General features: G+C 64.9%; 19 protein-coding genes. 5 read left to right on the top strand and 14 right to left on the bottom strand.

The annotated features are described in order from the left end of the window. Positions 1 to 13 precede the first annotated feature (13 nt). From V3C85_RS06200 to V3C85_RS06225, 6 genes are all read right to left on the bottom strand, one after another. Positions 14 to 1033, bottom strand: coding sequence for a GGDEF domain-containing protein (locus tag V3C85_RS06200; protein WP_331794224.1), 1020 nt, complete (start codon positions 1031 to 1033; stop codon positions 14 to 16). Then, on the bottom strand, positions 1030 to 1602 hold the full coding sequence (locus V3C85_RS06205; protein WP_331794225.1) for a heme NO-binding domain-containing protein: 573 nt from the start codon (positions 1600 to 1602) through the stop codon (positions 1030 to 1032). Before V3C85_RS06205 ends, V3C85_RS06200 begins: the two co-directional genes overlap by 4 nt. 90 nt (positions 1603 to 1692) lie before the next feature. Continuing rightward, positions 1693 to 3402, bottom strand: a complete 1710-nt coding sequence (locus V3C85_RS06210; RefSeq protein WP_331794226.1) for a DUF4153 domain-containing protein — start codon at positions 3400 to 3402, stop codon at positions 1693 to 1695. 114 nt (positions 3403 to 3516) lie between these two features. After that, a complete protein-coding gene (locus tag V3C85_RS06215) occupies positions 3517 to 5073 on the bottom strand; it encodes a trimethylamine methyltransferase family protein (RefSeq protein WP_331794227.1) in 1557 nt (518 codons plus the stop codon). 110 nt (positions 5074 to 5183) lie between these two features. Then, the gene (locus tag V3C85_RS06220) at positions 5184 to 5876 is read right to left on the bottom strand and encodes an HAD family hydrolase (protein ID WP_331794228.1); all 693 of its coding nucleotides are present in this window, start codon (positions 5874 to 5876) and stop codon (positions 5184 to 5186) included. Between the two features lie 52 nt (positions 5877 to 5928). Further along, positions 5929 to 6210 carry a DUF3572 domain-containing protein gene (locus V3C85_RS06225; protein WP_331794229.1) on the bottom strand — a complete coding sequence of 94 codons (282 nt, stop codon included), beginning with the start codon at positions 6208 to 6210 and terminating at the stop codon, positions 5929 to 5931. 136 nt (positions 6211 to 6346) lie between these two features. On the opposite strand from V3C85_RS06225, the gene V3C85_RS06230 reads away from it, so the two are divergent. Next, positions 6347 to 7753, top strand: coding sequence for a diguanylate cyclase (locus V3C85_RS06230; RefSeq protein WP_331794230.1), 1407 nt, complete (start codon positions 6347 to 6349; stop codon positions 7751 to 7753). Positions 7754 to 7788: 35 nt separating this feature from the next. Here V3C85_RS06230 and V3C85_RS06235 read toward each other — a convergent pair whose 3' ends face one another. The 4 genes from V3C85_RS06235 to V3C85_RS06250 form a co-directional block, all read right to left on the bottom strand. Continuing rightward, positions 7789 to 8304, bottom strand: a complete 516-nt coding sequence (locus V3C85_RS06235) for a periplasmic heavy metal sensor (RefSeq protein ID WP_331794231.1) — start codon at positions 8302 to 8304, stop codon at positions 7789 to 7791. Continuing rightward, a complete protein-coding gene (locus V3C85_RS06240; protein ID WP_331794232.1) occupies positions 8301 to 8678 on the bottom strand; it encodes a dihydroorotate dehydrogenase in 378 nt (125 codons plus the stop codon). Before V3C85_RS06240 ends, V3C85_RS06235 begins: the two co-directional genes overlap by 4 nt. Position 8679: 1 nt before the next feature. After that, a complete protein-coding gene (locus V3C85_RS06245) occupies positions 8680 to 9276 on the bottom strand; it encodes an RNA polymerase sigma factor (RefSeq protein WP_331794233.1) in 597 nt (198 codons plus the stop codon). A gap of 83 nt (positions 9277 to 9359) precedes the next feature. Next, positions 9360 to 9920 (bottom strand): EF-hand domain-containing protein, encoded by a 561-nt coding sequence (locus V3C85_RS06250; protein WP_331794234.1) that lies wholly within the window; start codon positions 9918 to 9920, stop codon positions 9360 to 9362. 208 nt (positions 9921 to 10128) lie between these two features. Between V3C85_RS06250 and V3C85_RS06255 the strand changes: the two genes are divergently transcribed. Further along, a complete protein-coding gene (locus V3C85_RS06255) occupies positions 10129 to 10566 on the top strand; it encodes a DUF983 domain-containing protein (protein ID WP_445941986.1) in 438 nt (145 codons plus the stop codon). 7 nt (positions 10567 to 10573) lie between these two features. Continuing rightward, on the top strand, positions 10574 to 11179 hold the full coding sequence (locus tag V3C85_RS06260) for an NUDIX hydrolase (protein ID WP_331794235.1): 606 nt from the start codon (positions 10574 to 10576) through the stop codon (positions 11177 to 11179). A 7-nt stretch (positions 11180 to 11186) separates the two neighbouring features. Here V3C85_RS06260 and V3C85_RS06265 read toward each other — a convergent pair whose 3' ends face one another. Beyond that, on the bottom strand, positions 11187 to 12077 hold the full coding sequence (locus V3C85_RS06265) for a fatty acid desaturase (RefSeq protein WP_331794614.1): 891 nt from the start codon (positions 12075 to 12077) through the stop codon (positions 11187 to 11189). A 181-nt stretch (positions 12078 to 12258) separates the two neighbouring features. Between V3C85_RS06265 and V3C85_RS06270 the strand changes: the two genes are divergently transcribed. Beyond that, the gene (locus V3C85_RS06270; RefSeq protein WP_331794236.1) at positions 12259 to 13110 is read left to right on the top strand and encodes a helix-turn-helix domain-containing protein; all 852 of its coding nucleotides are present in this window, start codon (positions 12259 to 12261) and stop codon (positions 13108 to 13110) included. On the opposite strand, the gene V3C85_RS06275 is transcribed toward V3C85_RS06270, so the two are convergent. From V3C85_RS06275 to V3C85_RS06285, 3 genes are all read right to left on the bottom strand, one after another. After that, positions 13104 to 13607, bottom strand: a complete 504-nt coding sequence (locus V3C85_RS06275; RefSeq protein ID WP_331794237.1) for a lipocalin family protein — start codon at positions 13605 to 13607, stop codon at positions 13104 to 13106. The genes V3C85_RS06270 and V3C85_RS06275 overlap by 7 nt on opposite strands. Then, entirely contained in the window at positions 13595 to 14146 is a 552-nt protein-coding gene (locus V3C85_RS06280) for a hypothetical protein (protein ID WP_331794238.1), read from the bottom strand. The genes V3C85_RS06275 and V3C85_RS06280 overlap by 13 nt, the downstream gene beginning before the upstream one ends. A 77-nt stretch (positions 14147 to 14223) precedes the next feature. Next, positions 14224 to 15267, bottom strand: a complete 1044-nt coding sequence (locus V3C85_RS06285) for an aldo/keto reductase (RefSeq protein ID WP_331794239.1) — start codon at positions 15265 to 15267, stop codon at positions 14224 to 14226. 108 nt (positions 15268 to 15375) lie between these two features. On the opposite strand from V3C85_RS06285, the gene V3C85_RS06290 reads away from it, so the two are divergent. Next, positions 15376 to 16002, top strand: coding sequence for an ImuA family protein (locus V3C85_RS06290; protein ID WP_331794240.1), 627 nt, complete (start codon positions 15376 to 15378; stop codon positions 16000 to 16002). Positions 16003 to 16022 lie beyond the last annotated feature (20 nt).

The raw sequence follows: 16022 nt of genomic DNA on the forward strand, positions 1-16022 counted from the left end.
TCAGGCCACCGGATCAGGCCGCAGGCGTGGCTTGCGCGGGCGCACCCTCGGGCGGCATGCCATCGCTGGCTTGGGCCAGTCTGGCCTGCCCGCGCCCGGCGTTTTTCGCGGCATATAGGGCCAGATCGGCCTGATGCAGCAGGTGCGCGGGATCAGGCCGATCCTGCATCTGAGAGGATGTGATACCGATGCTGGCCCCGATCTGGCAGGGCGCACCGTCCCAGTCCATCGGGCGGCCCAAGCGCGCGACCAGTCGCCCCGCCAGCGCCATCAGCGCCGCCTGATCCGTCATCGCTGGCAACAGGATGACGAATTCATCCCCGCCCACCCGCGCCACGGTATCGCCAGCACGGGTTTCCGCGCGCAAGGTTTGCGCCACCTGACGCAGGATATGGTCGCCAGCAGCATGGCCCAAAGTGTCATTCACCTGTTTGAACTTGTCGAGATCCAGATGCATCAGGCCAAAGGCCTGCCGGCCGGCACAGGCGCGGCCCAGTGCCAGATCAAGTGCGCGGCGATTGCGCAGGCCGGTCAGCGGATCGGTCAGCGATTGCTCCTCTGCCTCAGAGCGCGCGCCTTCGAGACGCAGGCTAAGGCGGCGGAATTCATCAAGCACGGCATTCTTGGCCTCAACCAGATACAGCATTTCCACCGCCAGATCGGTGGGCGCGAAATCCGCCGCGGTCAGGGCGTGCTGGCGCACAGCCTCTATCACATTCAGACCGAACGACAGGTTCAGGATGGCGCCACCATCCTTGACCGGCACGATCTGGCCGCGCCAGGCGGCGGCGGGCTGCAGGCGGGGCGACAGGGTCAACTGCTCGCCCGCATGGCGCAGCAGGGCCGCCATCTGCATGAGGCCGGTTGGCCGCGTGATGTGGAACAGATCAAAGACCGACTGCCCTTTGATCTGGCCCAGAATATGGATCAGAGTTGGCCCGGCACGCCGGATCTGGCCCTGCGCATCCAGGTGCAGATGCAGCGGCATCAGCCGATCCAGCGCGCGGCCCGAAACGGTTATGTCGGCGGTCATGGGGCCCCCACCGCCAGATCGAACTGACGCGCCTCGGCATGGGTGGCATCCAGCAACTGAATGGTAATCGCGCCATCCCCCCCGTCGATCAGCACCAGCGCGCCGTAATCATCGGCCATTGCCCGCAAGATACCCATCACCAGATGATGTGCCCCGGCAAAGGGATCTTGCACTTGCAGGCAAAAAGCGCCCTCGCCCAGATCACGCAGGCGCATGTCGGGCAGTTGAAAGTCGGGCAGCGCCAGACGGGCGCGGCCGGGCAATTCTTCCAGCGAATGCAGAAAATCGAGAAAGCGCAAGCCACCAAAGCGCAGCAAGCGGCGCAATCGCCCGTCAGACCGGGGCGCCACCAGCCAGGTGCCTAGATCTTCCAGCACCGTATCGCGCGGGCGGTGCAGGATTTCGGCCGCTGCGGCAATCACCCGGTCAGTCAGATCGGGGGGATAATCCAGCAAGGGTTCGAACCGATCAAAGCCAAGGCCCGCGCGTTGGGCGATGGTTTGCCATTGCGCCGCGCCATAGGTGCTGCGCAAAAAGCCTTCCAAGGCGTAATTGACCAAACCATTCATCTGCCAGCCCCTGCCGCACCCCATCGGGCGACATTCGTGGCGATCAGCCTAGGGCCTGAGGGTTGAACAAACCCTTAACGGCGGCCTGCGCTATTCCAGAACCATGATCCCCGAGCCGACCAGCCGGTTCACGCGCGCGGGTTCAACGGCTGGCGGGGCGGCCTGCCAAGTGCGGATCAGTGCGGCGGCCTCATCGCCAAAGGGCAGCGTGCCGCTGGCCGCGCGCAGCACCGGGTCAAACCGGCCCCGGCCCTGCACAAGGCCCTCAAACTGGGCAAAGCCATAGCCCTGCCATTGCGCCAGCACCGCTTCCTCTCCGGGGGCATCGGGCAAGAGATCGGCCACCACCATGACACAGCCCTTGCCGCCCCCCGGCAAAACCGTTTCACAGGCCTGCAGCAGGCCTTGCAGGCCATAGACGTCAAATTCTGCCAAAAACAGATCGCGTGTGGCGGTGGCGGTTTCAGGCTGCAACGGCAAAGCGGCCTGCACCTGCGCCAGCAGATCGGCCGAAGGGGCCGGGCTGTCATAGGGGGCGGCCAGCCGGGCGGCCAAGGCCTCATTCCCCGGGGTCTTGGCGCGGTCGGTCAGGCTGGCCAAAGCCTCGGCCCCGGCAAGGCCCCAGCGGCCAAGGGCCCCGGGGTCCACCTGTTCGGGGGGCAAGGCCCCAGAGACATAGCGCGCCAGATGGCTGCGCGCGGAAATCGCCTCGGCATTCAGCAGCGGCGTCAGGCTGACGGCGGCCAGCACCATCAACGCCAGCGCCATGGTGATATTGGCCTGACGGATGCGCGCCATCCACCCTGCCCCACGCGCCACCGCCAGCGCATAAAGCGCCCCATAGCCAAGGCCCAGCGCGGCCACCTGCGCGGCAAACAGGCGGTCGGGTGTCCAGCCATGCTGGGCAATGCGCAGCCAGACCGCCCAAGCCCCGCCCCCCGCCAGAACCGGCACCAGCAAGGCCATGCCGCGCGCCGACCAGATCAGCACCGCGCTGTGGGTGGCCTGCGCCTCATCCTGATCGACAGCGGTGGTCACCAGCGTGGCCCCCACCCCAGCCATGGCCAGCATGACCAGCGCCACCGACAGGCCATCGAACAGGCCCGACACCCCTTGCAGGGGCAGGGCCACCAGAAAAACCAGCGTCACGGCCACAACCACCGGCAAGATCAGCCGCAGCATCCGCAGCAACAGATAGGGGCTGACGTAATCCTGCAACTCCTGCACGACCGACAGGCCAAGCCCCAGAATCGCGCCGGTGATCAGAAACGGCATCGCCCCCAGTTCCAGCAGATCGCCAATCGCGCTGACCCCGACAATTCCCAGCAGCGCATCTGACAGATAGATCACGGCCCAGACCACGGCGGCAAAGGTCCAGCCGATGGCATAGCGCACGACGATCGACCAGGATTCGGCAAAAAGCAGCGGATAATCGCGCCAGCGGCCAAGGGCGCGCGCGATCCAGAACGGCATCGGCACCGTGGCCAGCACCAGACCGGCCAGAATGATATGGGGCTGGCCCATGTCGTCCACATTGGCAAAGCGCAGCGAGGCCAGCATCAACAGCCCCGTGGTCAGCACCGCAATGCCCGCCGCGCCCAGCGCCGCCGACATCAGGCGCAAAGGCCCGGCCATGATCAAGAGCGCGCCAAAGAAAACACCCGTCAGCACAAAGACGGCCAGCAAAAGCCGCTGCGGCAGCAGATCTGTCTGCGCCAATTCAGTCAGACCATAAAGCGCAAGGCCCGCCAGCGCCCCAAGCAAAGACATGCTTACCCGCCGCGTCATCATCGCCGTCATCCCGCCCCCTTTGGCCCATCAGGCCCATGGTCTTGCGGGGCCAAGCTATGTCTTGCGCGCGCAAAGGACCAGAGGCTTGGCGCATCCCCCCACCCCGCGATCAAGGAGCCGCGTCTAGAAATCGGTGGGGGCGCCGCCCTCTTGCTTGCGGCGGGCGACAAAGCGCGTCAACTCCTCCAGATGGTCGCCGTTGATCGCCGGAGGTTCGAATTCCGCGATGATCTGTTTGTAGATGCGGTGCGCGCGTTCCGGCGTCCAGACCGCACCGTCGATCTGCCATGCCTCATAATTGCGCCAATCGCTGACAAACGGAGAGTAGAACGCGGTCTGATAGCGGTCTTGCGTGTGTTGGCAACCAAAGTAATGGCCCTGCGGCCCCACCTCGCGGATGGCATCCAGCGCGATGTCATCTTCGGTGGTGGCAAAGGTGGCTTCTTCAAAATAGCGCTGGATCATTTGCAGCACTTCGCAATCCATGATGAACTTTTCGGGGCTGGCGATCAGCCCGCCCTCAAGCCAGCCTGCCGCGTGATAGACCATGTTGGTGCCAGACTGCACCGCCGCCCAAAGGCTGTTCGAGGTTTCCCACATCGCCTGCCCATCCGGCACATTGGCCGCGCAAACGCCGGACGAGCGCATGGGCAGGCCGTAAAAGCGCACCAACTGGCCGGTCATCTGCGTGGCGCGCATATATTCGGGCGTGCCAAAGGCGGGGGCACCCGACTTCATATCGACATTGCTGGTAAAGGTGCCGATGGCGACGGGGCAGCCGGGATTGATATATTGCAGCAAGACCACGGCGGCCAAAGCCTCGGCAATCGACAGGGCCACGGCCCCCGCCATGGTCACCGGCGCCATGGCCCCCGCCAGCGTAAAGGGGGTGACGACGACGGGCTGGCCGCGCCGGGCCAGACGCATCGCGCCATCCAGCATCGGGTAGTCGTGTTTCAGCGGGCTGACCGAGTTGATGTTGGTATACATGCGCGGCTTGGCGTCGAATTCGTCCTGTGTCAGACCGGCGGCAAGGCGGGTCATCTCCATCACGTCTTCCACCCGCTCGGCCCCCAGCGAATAGGCGTGAACCACCTTGTCGGACAGGGTCAGCTTTTCAAACAGGCAATCCAGATGGCGCACGCTGGGGTGAATGTCGATCGGTTCAACCGGATAGCCGCCCGCGATATGGATGCAGTTGAAATACTGCGTCAGCTTGATGAATTCCTTGAAGGTTTCAAAGTCGCCCGACCGCTTGCCCCGCTCCAGATCCCAGGCGTTGGGGGGCGATGAGACGTTCACGAACAGCATGTGCTTGTCGCCCATGATCAGCTCGCGGTCGGGGTTGCGCGGGGTCATGGTAAAGCTGGCCGGAGCATGGCCCAGCATTTCCATCACAAAGGCCTCGTCCATGCGCACATTGGTGCCGTTGACGATGCAGCCCGCCTTGCGCAGGATCTCGGCCGCTTCGGGGTTCAGAAACTCGATCCCGATGTCGGACAGGATCTTCATCGCACCCTTGTGGATGCGCTGCACCCCATCGGCATCCAGCGGTTCGGTCGGGCGGTCGGGGTTGACGGGCACACGCCAGGGCATCTGGTCGATCACAGCCGTTCCTGCCCGTGCCTTGTTTCCGGCCCGCCCCCCGGCGCGGCGCTTGCGGCCCTGATCATCGTTCATGTGACACTCTCCTTCTCTGCCCCAAGGCAGCACCCTTGGCGGCAGGATGACGGAAAGCAGATGCGAATGGGCACCTTATTCGCGACGCAAATGTGTCGTTTTTGGCTGACCTAGCTGTCAAGCCACGCGGGAATGGCCCCGATATCGGGCAAAACCACATCAGCCGCGGGGGCCAGATCGGCGCGTTCGGCCACCCCGGTCAGCACGGCGATGGTCTGCATGCCAGCTGCCTTGCCCGCATGCAGATCATGCAGGCTGTCGCCCACCATGGCGCAGCGCGCCGCCGAAAGGCCGGTGTGATGGGCAAAGGCTCGGCACATGCCGGGGCCGGGTTTCGGGCCATGGCCAGAATCGTATCCGGCGATGAAATCGAACAGATCAATGATGCCATGGGCGTGCAGATGCGCCCGCGCCGGGGCCTCGGTGTCATTGGTGGCAAGGCCGATCTTTAGCCCGCGCGCCCGAAGTGCCATCAGCAAGGGGCGCAGAGGCACGGCGGGGGCCATGGGGGCCATCGCGGCGGCGGCATTGATATGACCGGTGATCTGCGACACCGTCTGCCCCGGCAGGTGACGCGACAGGGCAAGGGCGATATCGGCGGCGGTGGCGGCAATCACCGGGCTGTCGGGGGCGAATTCGCCCGTCGGCAGGTCATAGCCGATGGCTTGGCCCAACTGATGGGCATGGGCATCGTCCTGCGCCATCTGCACCAGCAGCCCCTTGGCCCAGCCCCCCCAGCTTTTGCGGAAATCGAACAGCGTGCCGTCCTTGTCGAAAACCAAACCGTCAATCGCGCGCGCCATACCGCCCCCCCCTGTTTCGCGGCATCGTGGCGAAAGCGCCGGGAAAGTGCAATCACGTCCAGTGGTGCTGCGCCCCCCCCGGAAAGGCCGCCCGGGCCGCCATGAGAGAGGGATAGGGCAGGCCTTGGGCATCGCAACAGGCAATGATCCACGAATCGTCCATCAGCAGAAAATCCAGAACCGAGGCCAGAAAGACCGGATCCCCCGCCCCCTTGGCCAGGTCCGACAGGTCTGCGCCGGTCGAGCCCAGAAAGACCGGCAACAACTCCTCGTTACCCACAAGCCAGGTCAAGGCCTGCAGCGCGACCATTTCAGCGTTTTCTTGCGCATGCATGACGTTCCCCCGGCGGATTGTCCCCGTTGACGATGTATTTAGGCAAATGAGCACGAATCTGTTATTGATTCAGCAACGTTTCTTTAACCAAATAGTCAGATCACGTTAAGGTAACTCGTAGCACAGGTTTGTGGTTATGGACGGCAGCATTCTTATCGTTGATGACGTCGCGACAAACCGTATTGTCCTGAAGGCCAAGCTCAGCGCGGCGCGATATCACCCCATTCTGGCCGCTTCGGGCAGCGATGGCCTGCGCATGGCCCGGCAAGACCCGCCCGATCTGATCATGCTGGATCTGCGCCTGCCCGACATGTCGGGGATCGAGGTGCTGACGACGCTTCGGGCAGATCCGCTGACGCGCAACATTCCGGTCATTGTGCTGTCGGCGACCACCAGCCTGCAAGACCGGCTGGATGCCTTTGCCGCTGGCGCGGATGAGGTGTTTCCAAAGCCGTGCCCGGATGGCATCTTGTTGGCGCGGGTGCGCAATCTGCTGCGCGGCCAGCAGGAATTGGCCGCGTTGAACGAAACCCGCCATGATGGCGTCTTTGGTCTGGCCGAAGAGGCCCCTGCCTTTCAGCCGCCCGGCGTGCTGGCCATCGTGACCGACCGCAAGGATGTGGCCTTGCGATTGCGCCGCGATCTGGCGCCGTTGATGCGCGACCAGATCATCAGCCTTGGCACCGCAGATGCCTTGGGCGACCCCGACACCCCGCAAGCAGTGCCCGATATCTATCTGGTGGATGGGGCAACCGACCCGGCCGGGGAATGGGGGCGGCGGCTGTTGTCAGATCTGCGCAGCCGTGGCCCCACCCGCAATGCCGCAATCTGCCTGATGGCGCGCCGCGACGGTGTGGGCGGCGAGGCCGGGATGGCCTTTGATTTAGGGGCAAATGACATCATTGATCCCAGCATGGGCCCGCCCGAGATGGTGGCGCGGTTGCGCACCATTCTGCGGCGCAAGCGTCTGGCCGACAAACGCCGCGAAACCGTGCAAGACGGCCTGCGGCTTGCGGTGATTGATCCGGTCACCGGCCTGCACAACCGCCGCTATGGTCTGGCACGGCTGACAACAATGGTGCAGGAACACGCCAACCGACAGCAACCGATTGCCGTGATCATCGCGGATCTTGATCATTTCAAACAGGTGAACGACCGCTTTGGCCATGCGGCGGGCGACCATGTTCTGGTCGAAGTGGCCCGCGCCCTGCAAGGCGATCTGCGTCAGCAGGATTTGCTGGCCCGCCTTGGCGGCGAGGAGTTTCTGATCGCCCTGCCCGATACCCGTCTGCAAGAGGCTGGGCTGATTGCCCAAAGGCTGCGCCTGCGGCTGGAACAGCACCCCATCCGCCTTGCCACCGGCAAGAACGTGCAGGTGACGGCCTCGTTCGGGCTGGCGGTTGTGGAGGAATCGACCGCCGCCACGCGGCACGAGGCCGAGCACCTGGCGCTGGAACTGATCGAAGAGGCCGATACCGCCCTGTTGTCGGCCAAGGCCACCGGGCGCAACATGGTGATCATCGCCCGAAAAGATGTGGCCTGAGCACAGGCTGCGCGCGGGCCGGGCGGTAGGGCGCGTCAGTCGCGGGGGGGGCGGCGCTTTTTGACCCGTTGTTCCAACTGCCGGGCAAAGTCTGCCCTCTCGGCATCCGACATGGCGGCCACCAGATCGACCAGCGCGCGGCGGCCATCGTCCACCCGGCGCGACAGGCGGTTGCTCTGGGCCTCTAGCGCGCGGCGAAAGCTGTCGGCGTCAAAGGGATCACTGCGCAGGGCCAGCAAGACAGCGTCAAGATCGGCCCGCAATTCTTGCTGAATTTCGCGCAGACCGGGGCCATCGGCTGTCATCTTGCGCATCATGTCGCGGCGCTGGTCGCGGCTCAGCGCCTCGGTATAGGGGCCAAAGGCCAGATCGCGAGAGGCCACACGATCCCCGCCATCGCGCCGGAATTTCAGGGCCGACCCCGCCACAACCCCGGCCACGCCCAGGTTGATCGCCAGCGACACGGCCAGTGCGATCTTGATCCAGCGCCCACTGCCGGGGGCCTTGTCCGCCGGTGGCGGGGGCGTCATGGGTTGGGTCGGGTCGGTCATTCTGAGGACTCCACTGACAGCAGGCTGTCGTATCCGGTCATAAGATCAAGGCTGGCGGTGCTGGCTGTGGCAAGGCCATAGCTGTCGGCAAGGGTCATCAACGGCTCGGGCTGGACATAGCCCAGCACCAGCCCAGCCATCGCAGCCGAACTGACACCCGCCACCGCCGCAGCCCCGCCCAAGGCCGCCATCAGACGCGCCACCAGCCCCACAGGGCGGGCGACCGCAGGCACCACAGGGCGCACAATCGGGGCCGGTTGCGGCTGATGGGCAGCGGCATCGGCCAGAACCCGGGCCATGAACTCGGGCGAAGGCGCCACAGGCTTGGCCTGTGCCTCGGCAAACAGATCATTCAGAAGATCGCGTTCGGTCATTTTACTCTCCTTCCCCATAGCCCAAATCCTGCCGACGTCCCGACAACAGCGCGGTCAGCGCCCGTTTGCCACGGGCCGTCAGACTTTCCACCGCCTCAACCCCCACCCCCAAAATCTGCGCGATCTCTGGGTTTGCAAGGCCTTCGATATGGCGCAAGACCACGGCCTGCCGTTGGCGTTCAGGCAAGGCATCCAGCGCGGCCTGAAGGGCGGTCATCCGGTCTGCCTCGATCATCGTTTGCAGCGCACCGGGCTGGCCATCGGCCACTTCGGGCGCATCATCCAGCGTTGTGGCCCGCCGCCGCCCCCGTTGGCGCACGCGGTCGGTGGCCAGATTGGTGGCCACTCGGTAAAGCCAGGTCGTGACCTGCGCTTCGCCGGGCCGCCAGTCGGGCGCCATACGCCACAGCCGCAGCATGGCCTCTTGCGCGACATCCTCGGCCTCGGCCCGGTCACCCAGCACCCGCTGGGCATAGGCCATGACCTTGGGGGCCAGACGCTCGGTCAGGTGACGTGCGGCATCGCGATCCCCATTGGCATAAAGGATCAGCAGCGCATCATCCGACAGGGGCGCAATGGTATCGCGGGGCATGTCCATCCTGTTGGGCTTATCGGCTTTTCACCACCTTCGAAAGGCCCGCGCCGCCATGACAGCGGCGCGGAAGCCGTCTTCTGCCGGGATCAGTTGTTGTCGCGGCCCCGACCATCGCGGTCACCACCGCGCTTGTGCTTGCGGCCGCCATCGGCCATCCGCTCTTTGGCGGCATCCAGCTCGGCTTGGCTGACAGCGCCATCATTGTCGGTATCCAGCCGGTCGATCAGACCCGTCGGCACCGGGCGCGAGGCCAGTTCGGCCGCCGAAAGCTTGCCGTCGCCATCGGTATCCATCCGTGCAACCATCTGGGCGGCGCGATCCTTGACGCGGGTCTCCATGGTTTTCATCTGCATGGCGGCCAGTTCCTCGGCATTCACAAAGCCATCGCCATCGGCATCCAGCGCCTTGGCCTGGGCGGCGCGCCAAGCGGTCATCTCGGCCTCGGTGATCTTGCCATCGGCATCGGCATCAACCGTGGCAAAGTCGAAATCCGCCATCGGGCCCATGCCCCGTTCCATCCCACGCTCCATACGGCCACCGTCGCCGCGGTTCATCGAATGGCCACGGTCGGCCAGTGCGGTGGTGGCAACCAAAGCGGTGGCCAGCGTTGCCATGGTCAGGGCGGTCAGTTTCATCGTGCGTGTCATCTGGTTCATCCTTCTGCTCTGACCCGACGCCTTGTGTCGGGCCTTGTGCATCTGATACGCAGCCTGCCCCGGCTTCCGTCGCAGATTTTTTTCGGCCTTGCGACAAAGGCGCACAAGGAAAAGATGCAGACTCCTAAACAGGGCCCGTTTGCGCTATCCGCTTTGCTCTGCGATATAGCACCCAGCAAACCGCCAAAGGCTGGCCGGAATGACCGCTGACGAACAAGAGGCAGGAATGACCACGATGGACAGTCACGCCATGGCAGATACCGAAGACCGCCCGCTGAAGCCCGCTCTGTTGCGCGGATGGCGGCGCAAATGCCCCAATTGCGGGGCAGGCCCGCTGCTGAGCGGTTATCTGAAGGTGCGCGACAACTGCACCGTCTGTGGGCAGGAACTGCACCACCACCGCGCCGATGATGGCCCCGCCTATCTGACCATCCTGATCGTGGGCCATCTGATGGCGCCGCTGATCCTGTATGTGTTCACCCATTTCCGGCCTGACCCGCTGGTGCTGGCATCGGTCTTTTCGGTGGGCACGGTGGCGCTGTCCTTGTGGCTGCTGCCCCGGCTCAAGGGGGCGGTGGTGGCGATTCAATGGGCCAAGCGGATGCATGGCTTTGCCGAACTGACCCCGGCGGCCTGACCCGCGCATGACCAACGCCCCGATCCGATCTGCCGCGACGGTGATCTTGTGGCGCCGTCACAGGGACGTGGTAGAGCTGCTGATGGGCCAGCGGGGGGCTGGTGCGGCCTTTATGCCATCGAAATATGTGTTTCCGGGCGGCGCGGTTGATCCGGGCGATGATCTGGCACAGGTGCCGATGTCGGAAACCTGCCTGCGCAGGCTGGGGCTGTGCTGCCCGGACGATGCACCCCGCCCTGCCGCCCTTGCCGGGGCGGCCTTGCGCGAATTGCGCGAAGAAACCGGGCTGCATCTGGCTGCCACCGACGCGCCCGCCTTGCGGTTCTTCTTTCGCGCCATCACCCCCCCCGGCCGGACGCGCCGCTTTGACGCGCGGTTTTTTCTGGCCGATGCGGCGGGGGTTGCGGGTGATCTGAACGATTTCTCAGAGGCCGAGGATGAGCTGAGCCATCTGCACTGGATCGGCCTGCCCGAGGCCAAGGCTCTGGACCTGCCCTTTATCACCGAGGTGGTTCTGGCCGAGGTAACGGCGCATTTTGCGGGCGCACCAGACCGGGGCGTGCCCTTCTTTGACAATTCGGGCGACACACCGCTGTTTCGTCGCCTGGTTTAGGGCCGGATCAGGGTTGCGCCACGCCCGGTGGGGCTGTTGGCAGGGGCGCTTGGCCCGCGGGCATCAGCGGATGTGGCACCGGATCTTTGGCGCGCAGCAGATAGGCGCGGATGATCTGGGCGTAAGAGCGATAGACATAGCCCTCATTGCGGTCCAGCACCTGGGCGCGTTGCGCCGCATAAAGGCCCGGCAGGCGATACCACGGCACATTCGGGTGACAGTGATGCACCGCATGGAAATTGTTGTTCAGAAACAGCAAGGCCAGCGGGCCACGATCCTCGATCACCACAGTGCGGGCGCGGGCCTGTTGATGGGCGCGGTGTTCCAGAAACGTGCGGATTTTCAGCAAGGCATGGCCCAGATAGGCCGCCAGCCCATAGGCCCACCACGGCATCGCGGCCCAACCAAGCCACAGGGCCACCAGACCAAGCCCCCCCAGATGCAGCAGCCAATCGCGCCGCACACCGGGGGTGCCCGCGATGATCAGCAGCGCCTCGGTCCGCAACCACAAAAGATTGCCCAGGATCGGGCCCAGAACCACCCGGCCCAACAACGTGTTATTGGCCCGCAGCAGCGCCTGAACGGCCCAAGGCAACCCGGCCCAGACCTGCGGATCAAGATAGTTCGACTCGGGGTCGTCATAGGGATCAGTCAGATTGGGGTCGTGGTGATGGGCCAGATGGGTATCGCGAAAGCGGCCATAGGGCACCGTCAGGCAGACAGCGGGAAAAACCAGCGCCTCATTCAGCCAGCGGCTGCGAAAGGGGTGGCCGTGCAGCGCCTCGTGTTGCAGGGATGAGAATTGGGCAATGGCAATCCCCGTCACGATCACGCCCAACAGCGGCAGCACATCATAAAGCCATGTCGTGCCAAGGCCCAAGGCCAGATAAGTGGCCAAGAGCAGCGCCAAGGTGGGCCATTCCAGCGCCGGGGTCGAACGATCAAAGGGGGCTGCGGTCACAAAGGCCTCGGCGCAAGGGGTTACAGGGTTGTGAATATCACTTGCCAGCGGGGCCGAGAATGCCAAGGATACGCACCATAAAGTCACCTTTGTTGAATTTATAAAACATAGGCAAGATATGATCGACAAACGCGACCGCGCCATTCTGTTTCGCACCCGTCTGGCCGATGCGATGGCAGACAGGGGTCTGTCGCAGGCTGATCTGGCGCGGGCCACGCGGGTGGATCGGTCCACCATCAGCCAATTGCTGCAAAGCGACAAACGCCTGCCCAATGCCCAGCTTGCCGCCGATTGTGCCAGCGCCTTGGGCGTGTCGGCCGATTGGCTGTTGGGCCTGTCGGGCCGGCCCGAGCCCTTGGCCGATCTGCTGGCCACACAACTGACCGAAACCGAGGCGCCACGCGCTTTGATTGACGAGGCGATCTTTGACTGGCACCGCGAGGCAGCGGGCTACAAGATCCGCCATGTGCCCGCCACCTTGCCCGACATGCTGAAAACCCGCCGCATGGTGCAATGGGAATATGCCCCCCAACTGGGGCGCACCGCCGATCAGGCGATTGGGGCCTTTGAAGACCGGCTGGCCTGGATGCGCGGGGCGCGGTCAGATTATGAAATGGCCCTGCCCCTGCATGAAGTGCAGGCCTTTGCCAGTGGCAGCGGCTATTACGCCGGCCTGCCGATCGACATCCGGCTGGACCAGATGGACCGGATGATCGAGCTGACCGAAACGCTGTATCCGTCGCTGCGGCTGTATCTGTTTGATGCACGGCGGGTGTTTTCGGCACCGATCACGGTTTTTGGCCCGATGCTGGCGGTGCTGTATCTGGGCCGCCATTACCTTGCGTTTCGTGACAGCGCGCGCGTCGAAAGCTTTGGCCGCCATTTCGACTGGCTGGTGCGCGAGGCCGATCTGGGCGCGCGCGACGTGCCCGGTCATTTGCGCAGCCTGCGGTCACGGATGGGTCAATAGGCGACCAGCCGCGACACGTCATAGCCGTTGAAATCAAAGATCTCACGCGCAGCCCGCAGCCGGTCGGGCGGCAGCGGCCCGCCCCGGTTCAGGATGAACCCATAGGCGCCCGAAGGCGTGGCGATGGCAAGGGTGCGATAATCGGTATCGACCCAGATCACCCACCATTCCTGCCCCGCCACGGCAAAGCGCCCCGGCCCGATAGGCTGCATCGGCCCGGCCAGCCGGGTTTCGGCCCCGCCCAGACACAGCCGGGCCGCCAGGGTCGGCGCGCTGGACGGGCCGGTGATCTCGGCCCCACCGGGACGGCAGGGTTCATCGCCCACCGGCGCAAAGCCCGCCGCTTGCTGCCAGCGGCCCGGCAGGCGCGACAGATCGAACTGCGCATTCGACCACATCGGCGCCCCGGCCTTGCGAAACGACTGCACCGGGGATGGCGTCTTGGCCGCACATCCCATCACCGCCAGCGCCGCCAGAAAGGGGATCAGTTGACGCATTGGGTCAGCATCCGGCCTGCTTCGTTCAAGATGTCCTGACAGCCGAACATCGGCGTCACCGGCGCGCAGGTCAGCGACCGGGCCAGACAATAGCCCTGACAATCGGTCGAGGCGCGGCAGGATTTTCCGCCATCGCGGGTGACGCTTTGGCAAAAGAAGGCCGAACCCGAGCCTGCCGTTGTCCAGACGCCCTTTTTCTTTTCGCAGGCCAGTTGCGCCGCTGATTTGACGACGACCGGCGCAGGGGCAGCCTGCGGCGGTTCTGCTGTGCCAGGGTCAGCTGCGGAAAGGTCTGCCGGGGCAGGTTCTGCGGCTGCGGGCGCGGCGTCTGGCGGGGCGGGTTCCGATGCGACGGGTTTCGTTGCAGCCGGCTTTGATGCGGCGGGTTTAGATGCGGCGGGGGCGTCCAGACTGGTCACCTCGACCGCGTCGCCGATGATGGGGTTGGCGGCCGCGGGCGCTGTATCCCGCCCCGGCAGTGCAATCTGGCACGCAGCCAGCATACCCACCCCCAGCAATGCCCCAATCAGCCTGCGCATGTCACCCCCGTTGGTTCCTGCCCCGCACAAGGCCTGAAACCGCCCCGCGATGCAAGCCCGGAAGCCGCCCCTTGCGATCAATAGGGCATCGGGAATTGCCGATGGGCCAGCGCAATATCCGACAGCACGGCCTCGCTCAGGTGCAGGTCGGCGGCACCGATGTTGATCTGCAATTGATCCAGACTGCTGGCCCCGATGATCGGGATGCAGGGAAAGGGCCGCGTCAGGCAAAAGGCGATGGCCATCTGGCACGGGTCCAGCCCGTGTTCGGCCGCAATGCCCAGATAGGCCGCCACTGCCGGAAACACCTGCGATGTGATCCGCCCACCCAGATCGGGGGTAAAGCTGCGCCTTGTGCCATCGGGGGTCACATCGCCCGCATATTTGCCCGACAACAGCCCCACCGCCAAAGGCGAAAAGGCCAGCAGGGGCATATCCTCGGCCATGCTGAATTCGCACCAATCGGTATCAAATTGGCGGCACAGCAGCGAATATTCGTTTTGCACACTGGCCATGCGCGGCAGGCCATGCACCTGCGCCAGATGCAGCCACAGCCCCGCACCCCAGACGCTTTCATTCGACAGGCCAATGGCACGGATCTTGCCCGCCTCAATCAGCGTCTGCGCGGCCTGCAACACCTCAATCATATGGGCCTCAACCTCGGCCCGATCCGTGACGCGCGGATGAAAGCGCCAAGCCTGACGAAAGTGATAGCTGCCACGGTTTGGCCAATGCAGTTGATACAGGTCGATGTAATCGGTGTTCAGCCGCTGCAAAGACGCCTCAACCGCCGCAATCAGGCCAGCCCCGGTGATCGGCGCGCCATCGCGCACCATTTTTTGCCCGGCCCCCGTGATCTTGGTGGCAATCTGCAACCGCGACCGCCCGCCCCGCGCTTTCAGCCAGCTGCCGATGATGCGCTCGGTATCGCCCACGGTTTCGGCCCGCACCGGATTGGTCGGATACATCTCGGCCGTGTCCCAAAAGGTGATGCCCTGCGCCAAGGCCAGATCGGCCTGGTCATGGCCCTCGGCCTCGGTGTTCTGGCTGCCCCATGTCATGGTGCCAAGGCACAGCTGCGAAACTTCGATGCCTGTGCGGCCCAAAAGCACCCGATCCATCGCCCGTCCTTTCGTCTTGTTGCTGGCACGCAACCTAACCGCTTGGGCCGTCGCGGCAAGGCCATCAAGAGGATTGAGAACGAAAAGTGAACGAATTACCCTGTGCCCATGATCTTGCCGATTCCCAACAGTCAGGGCCCCCGCGCCCTGCCCCCCCATCCGCTGCCCGGGCAAATTCTGCCGGGGCTGATCCGGGGACGGATTCACGAAATCTGCGGGCCTGCGCGGGTGGCCTTGGCGCTGATGACGCTGGCCCTGTCTGACGGGCCGGTGATCTGGGTGGCGCCGTCTTGGCTGCCCGAGCGGCTGTATACCTGCGGCATCCGCGATCATCTGCATCCGGGGCGGCTGGTTCTGGTGCAATGCCGCCGGGCCGAGGAAATTCAATGGGCAGCAGAAGAGGCGCTGCGGTCGGGCACGGCCCCGGCCGTGGTGGCCGAATACCCCAGCCCCCCCGGCCTGACCGCCGTGCGCCGTCTGCATCTGGCCGCCGAAACGCCGGGCCAGTCGGGCCACCCTGCCCCGCTGGGTCTGGTGCTGACCGCAGGCGATGGCGGCGCGCAGGGGGTGGAAAGCCGCTGGCAAGCCCATGCCCTGCCCTCGCCTTCGGGCCTGCGCGACGAGGCCGGGGTTGCCCTTGGCATCACCTTGCTGCGCGCCCGACAGGCGGCCCCGGCCCGCTGGCGCCTGATCCGGCCCGCCAAGGGCCCCACCAGCGCCACCCCCGCCCCTTGATGCCCCCCCCCCGCTGTCAC

It is taken from the genome of Pseudotabrizicola sp. L79 (genome assembly GCF_036553525.1).
GTDB lineage: Bacteria > Pseudomonadota > Alphaproteobacteria > Rhodobacterales > Rhodobacteraceae > Pseudotabrizicola.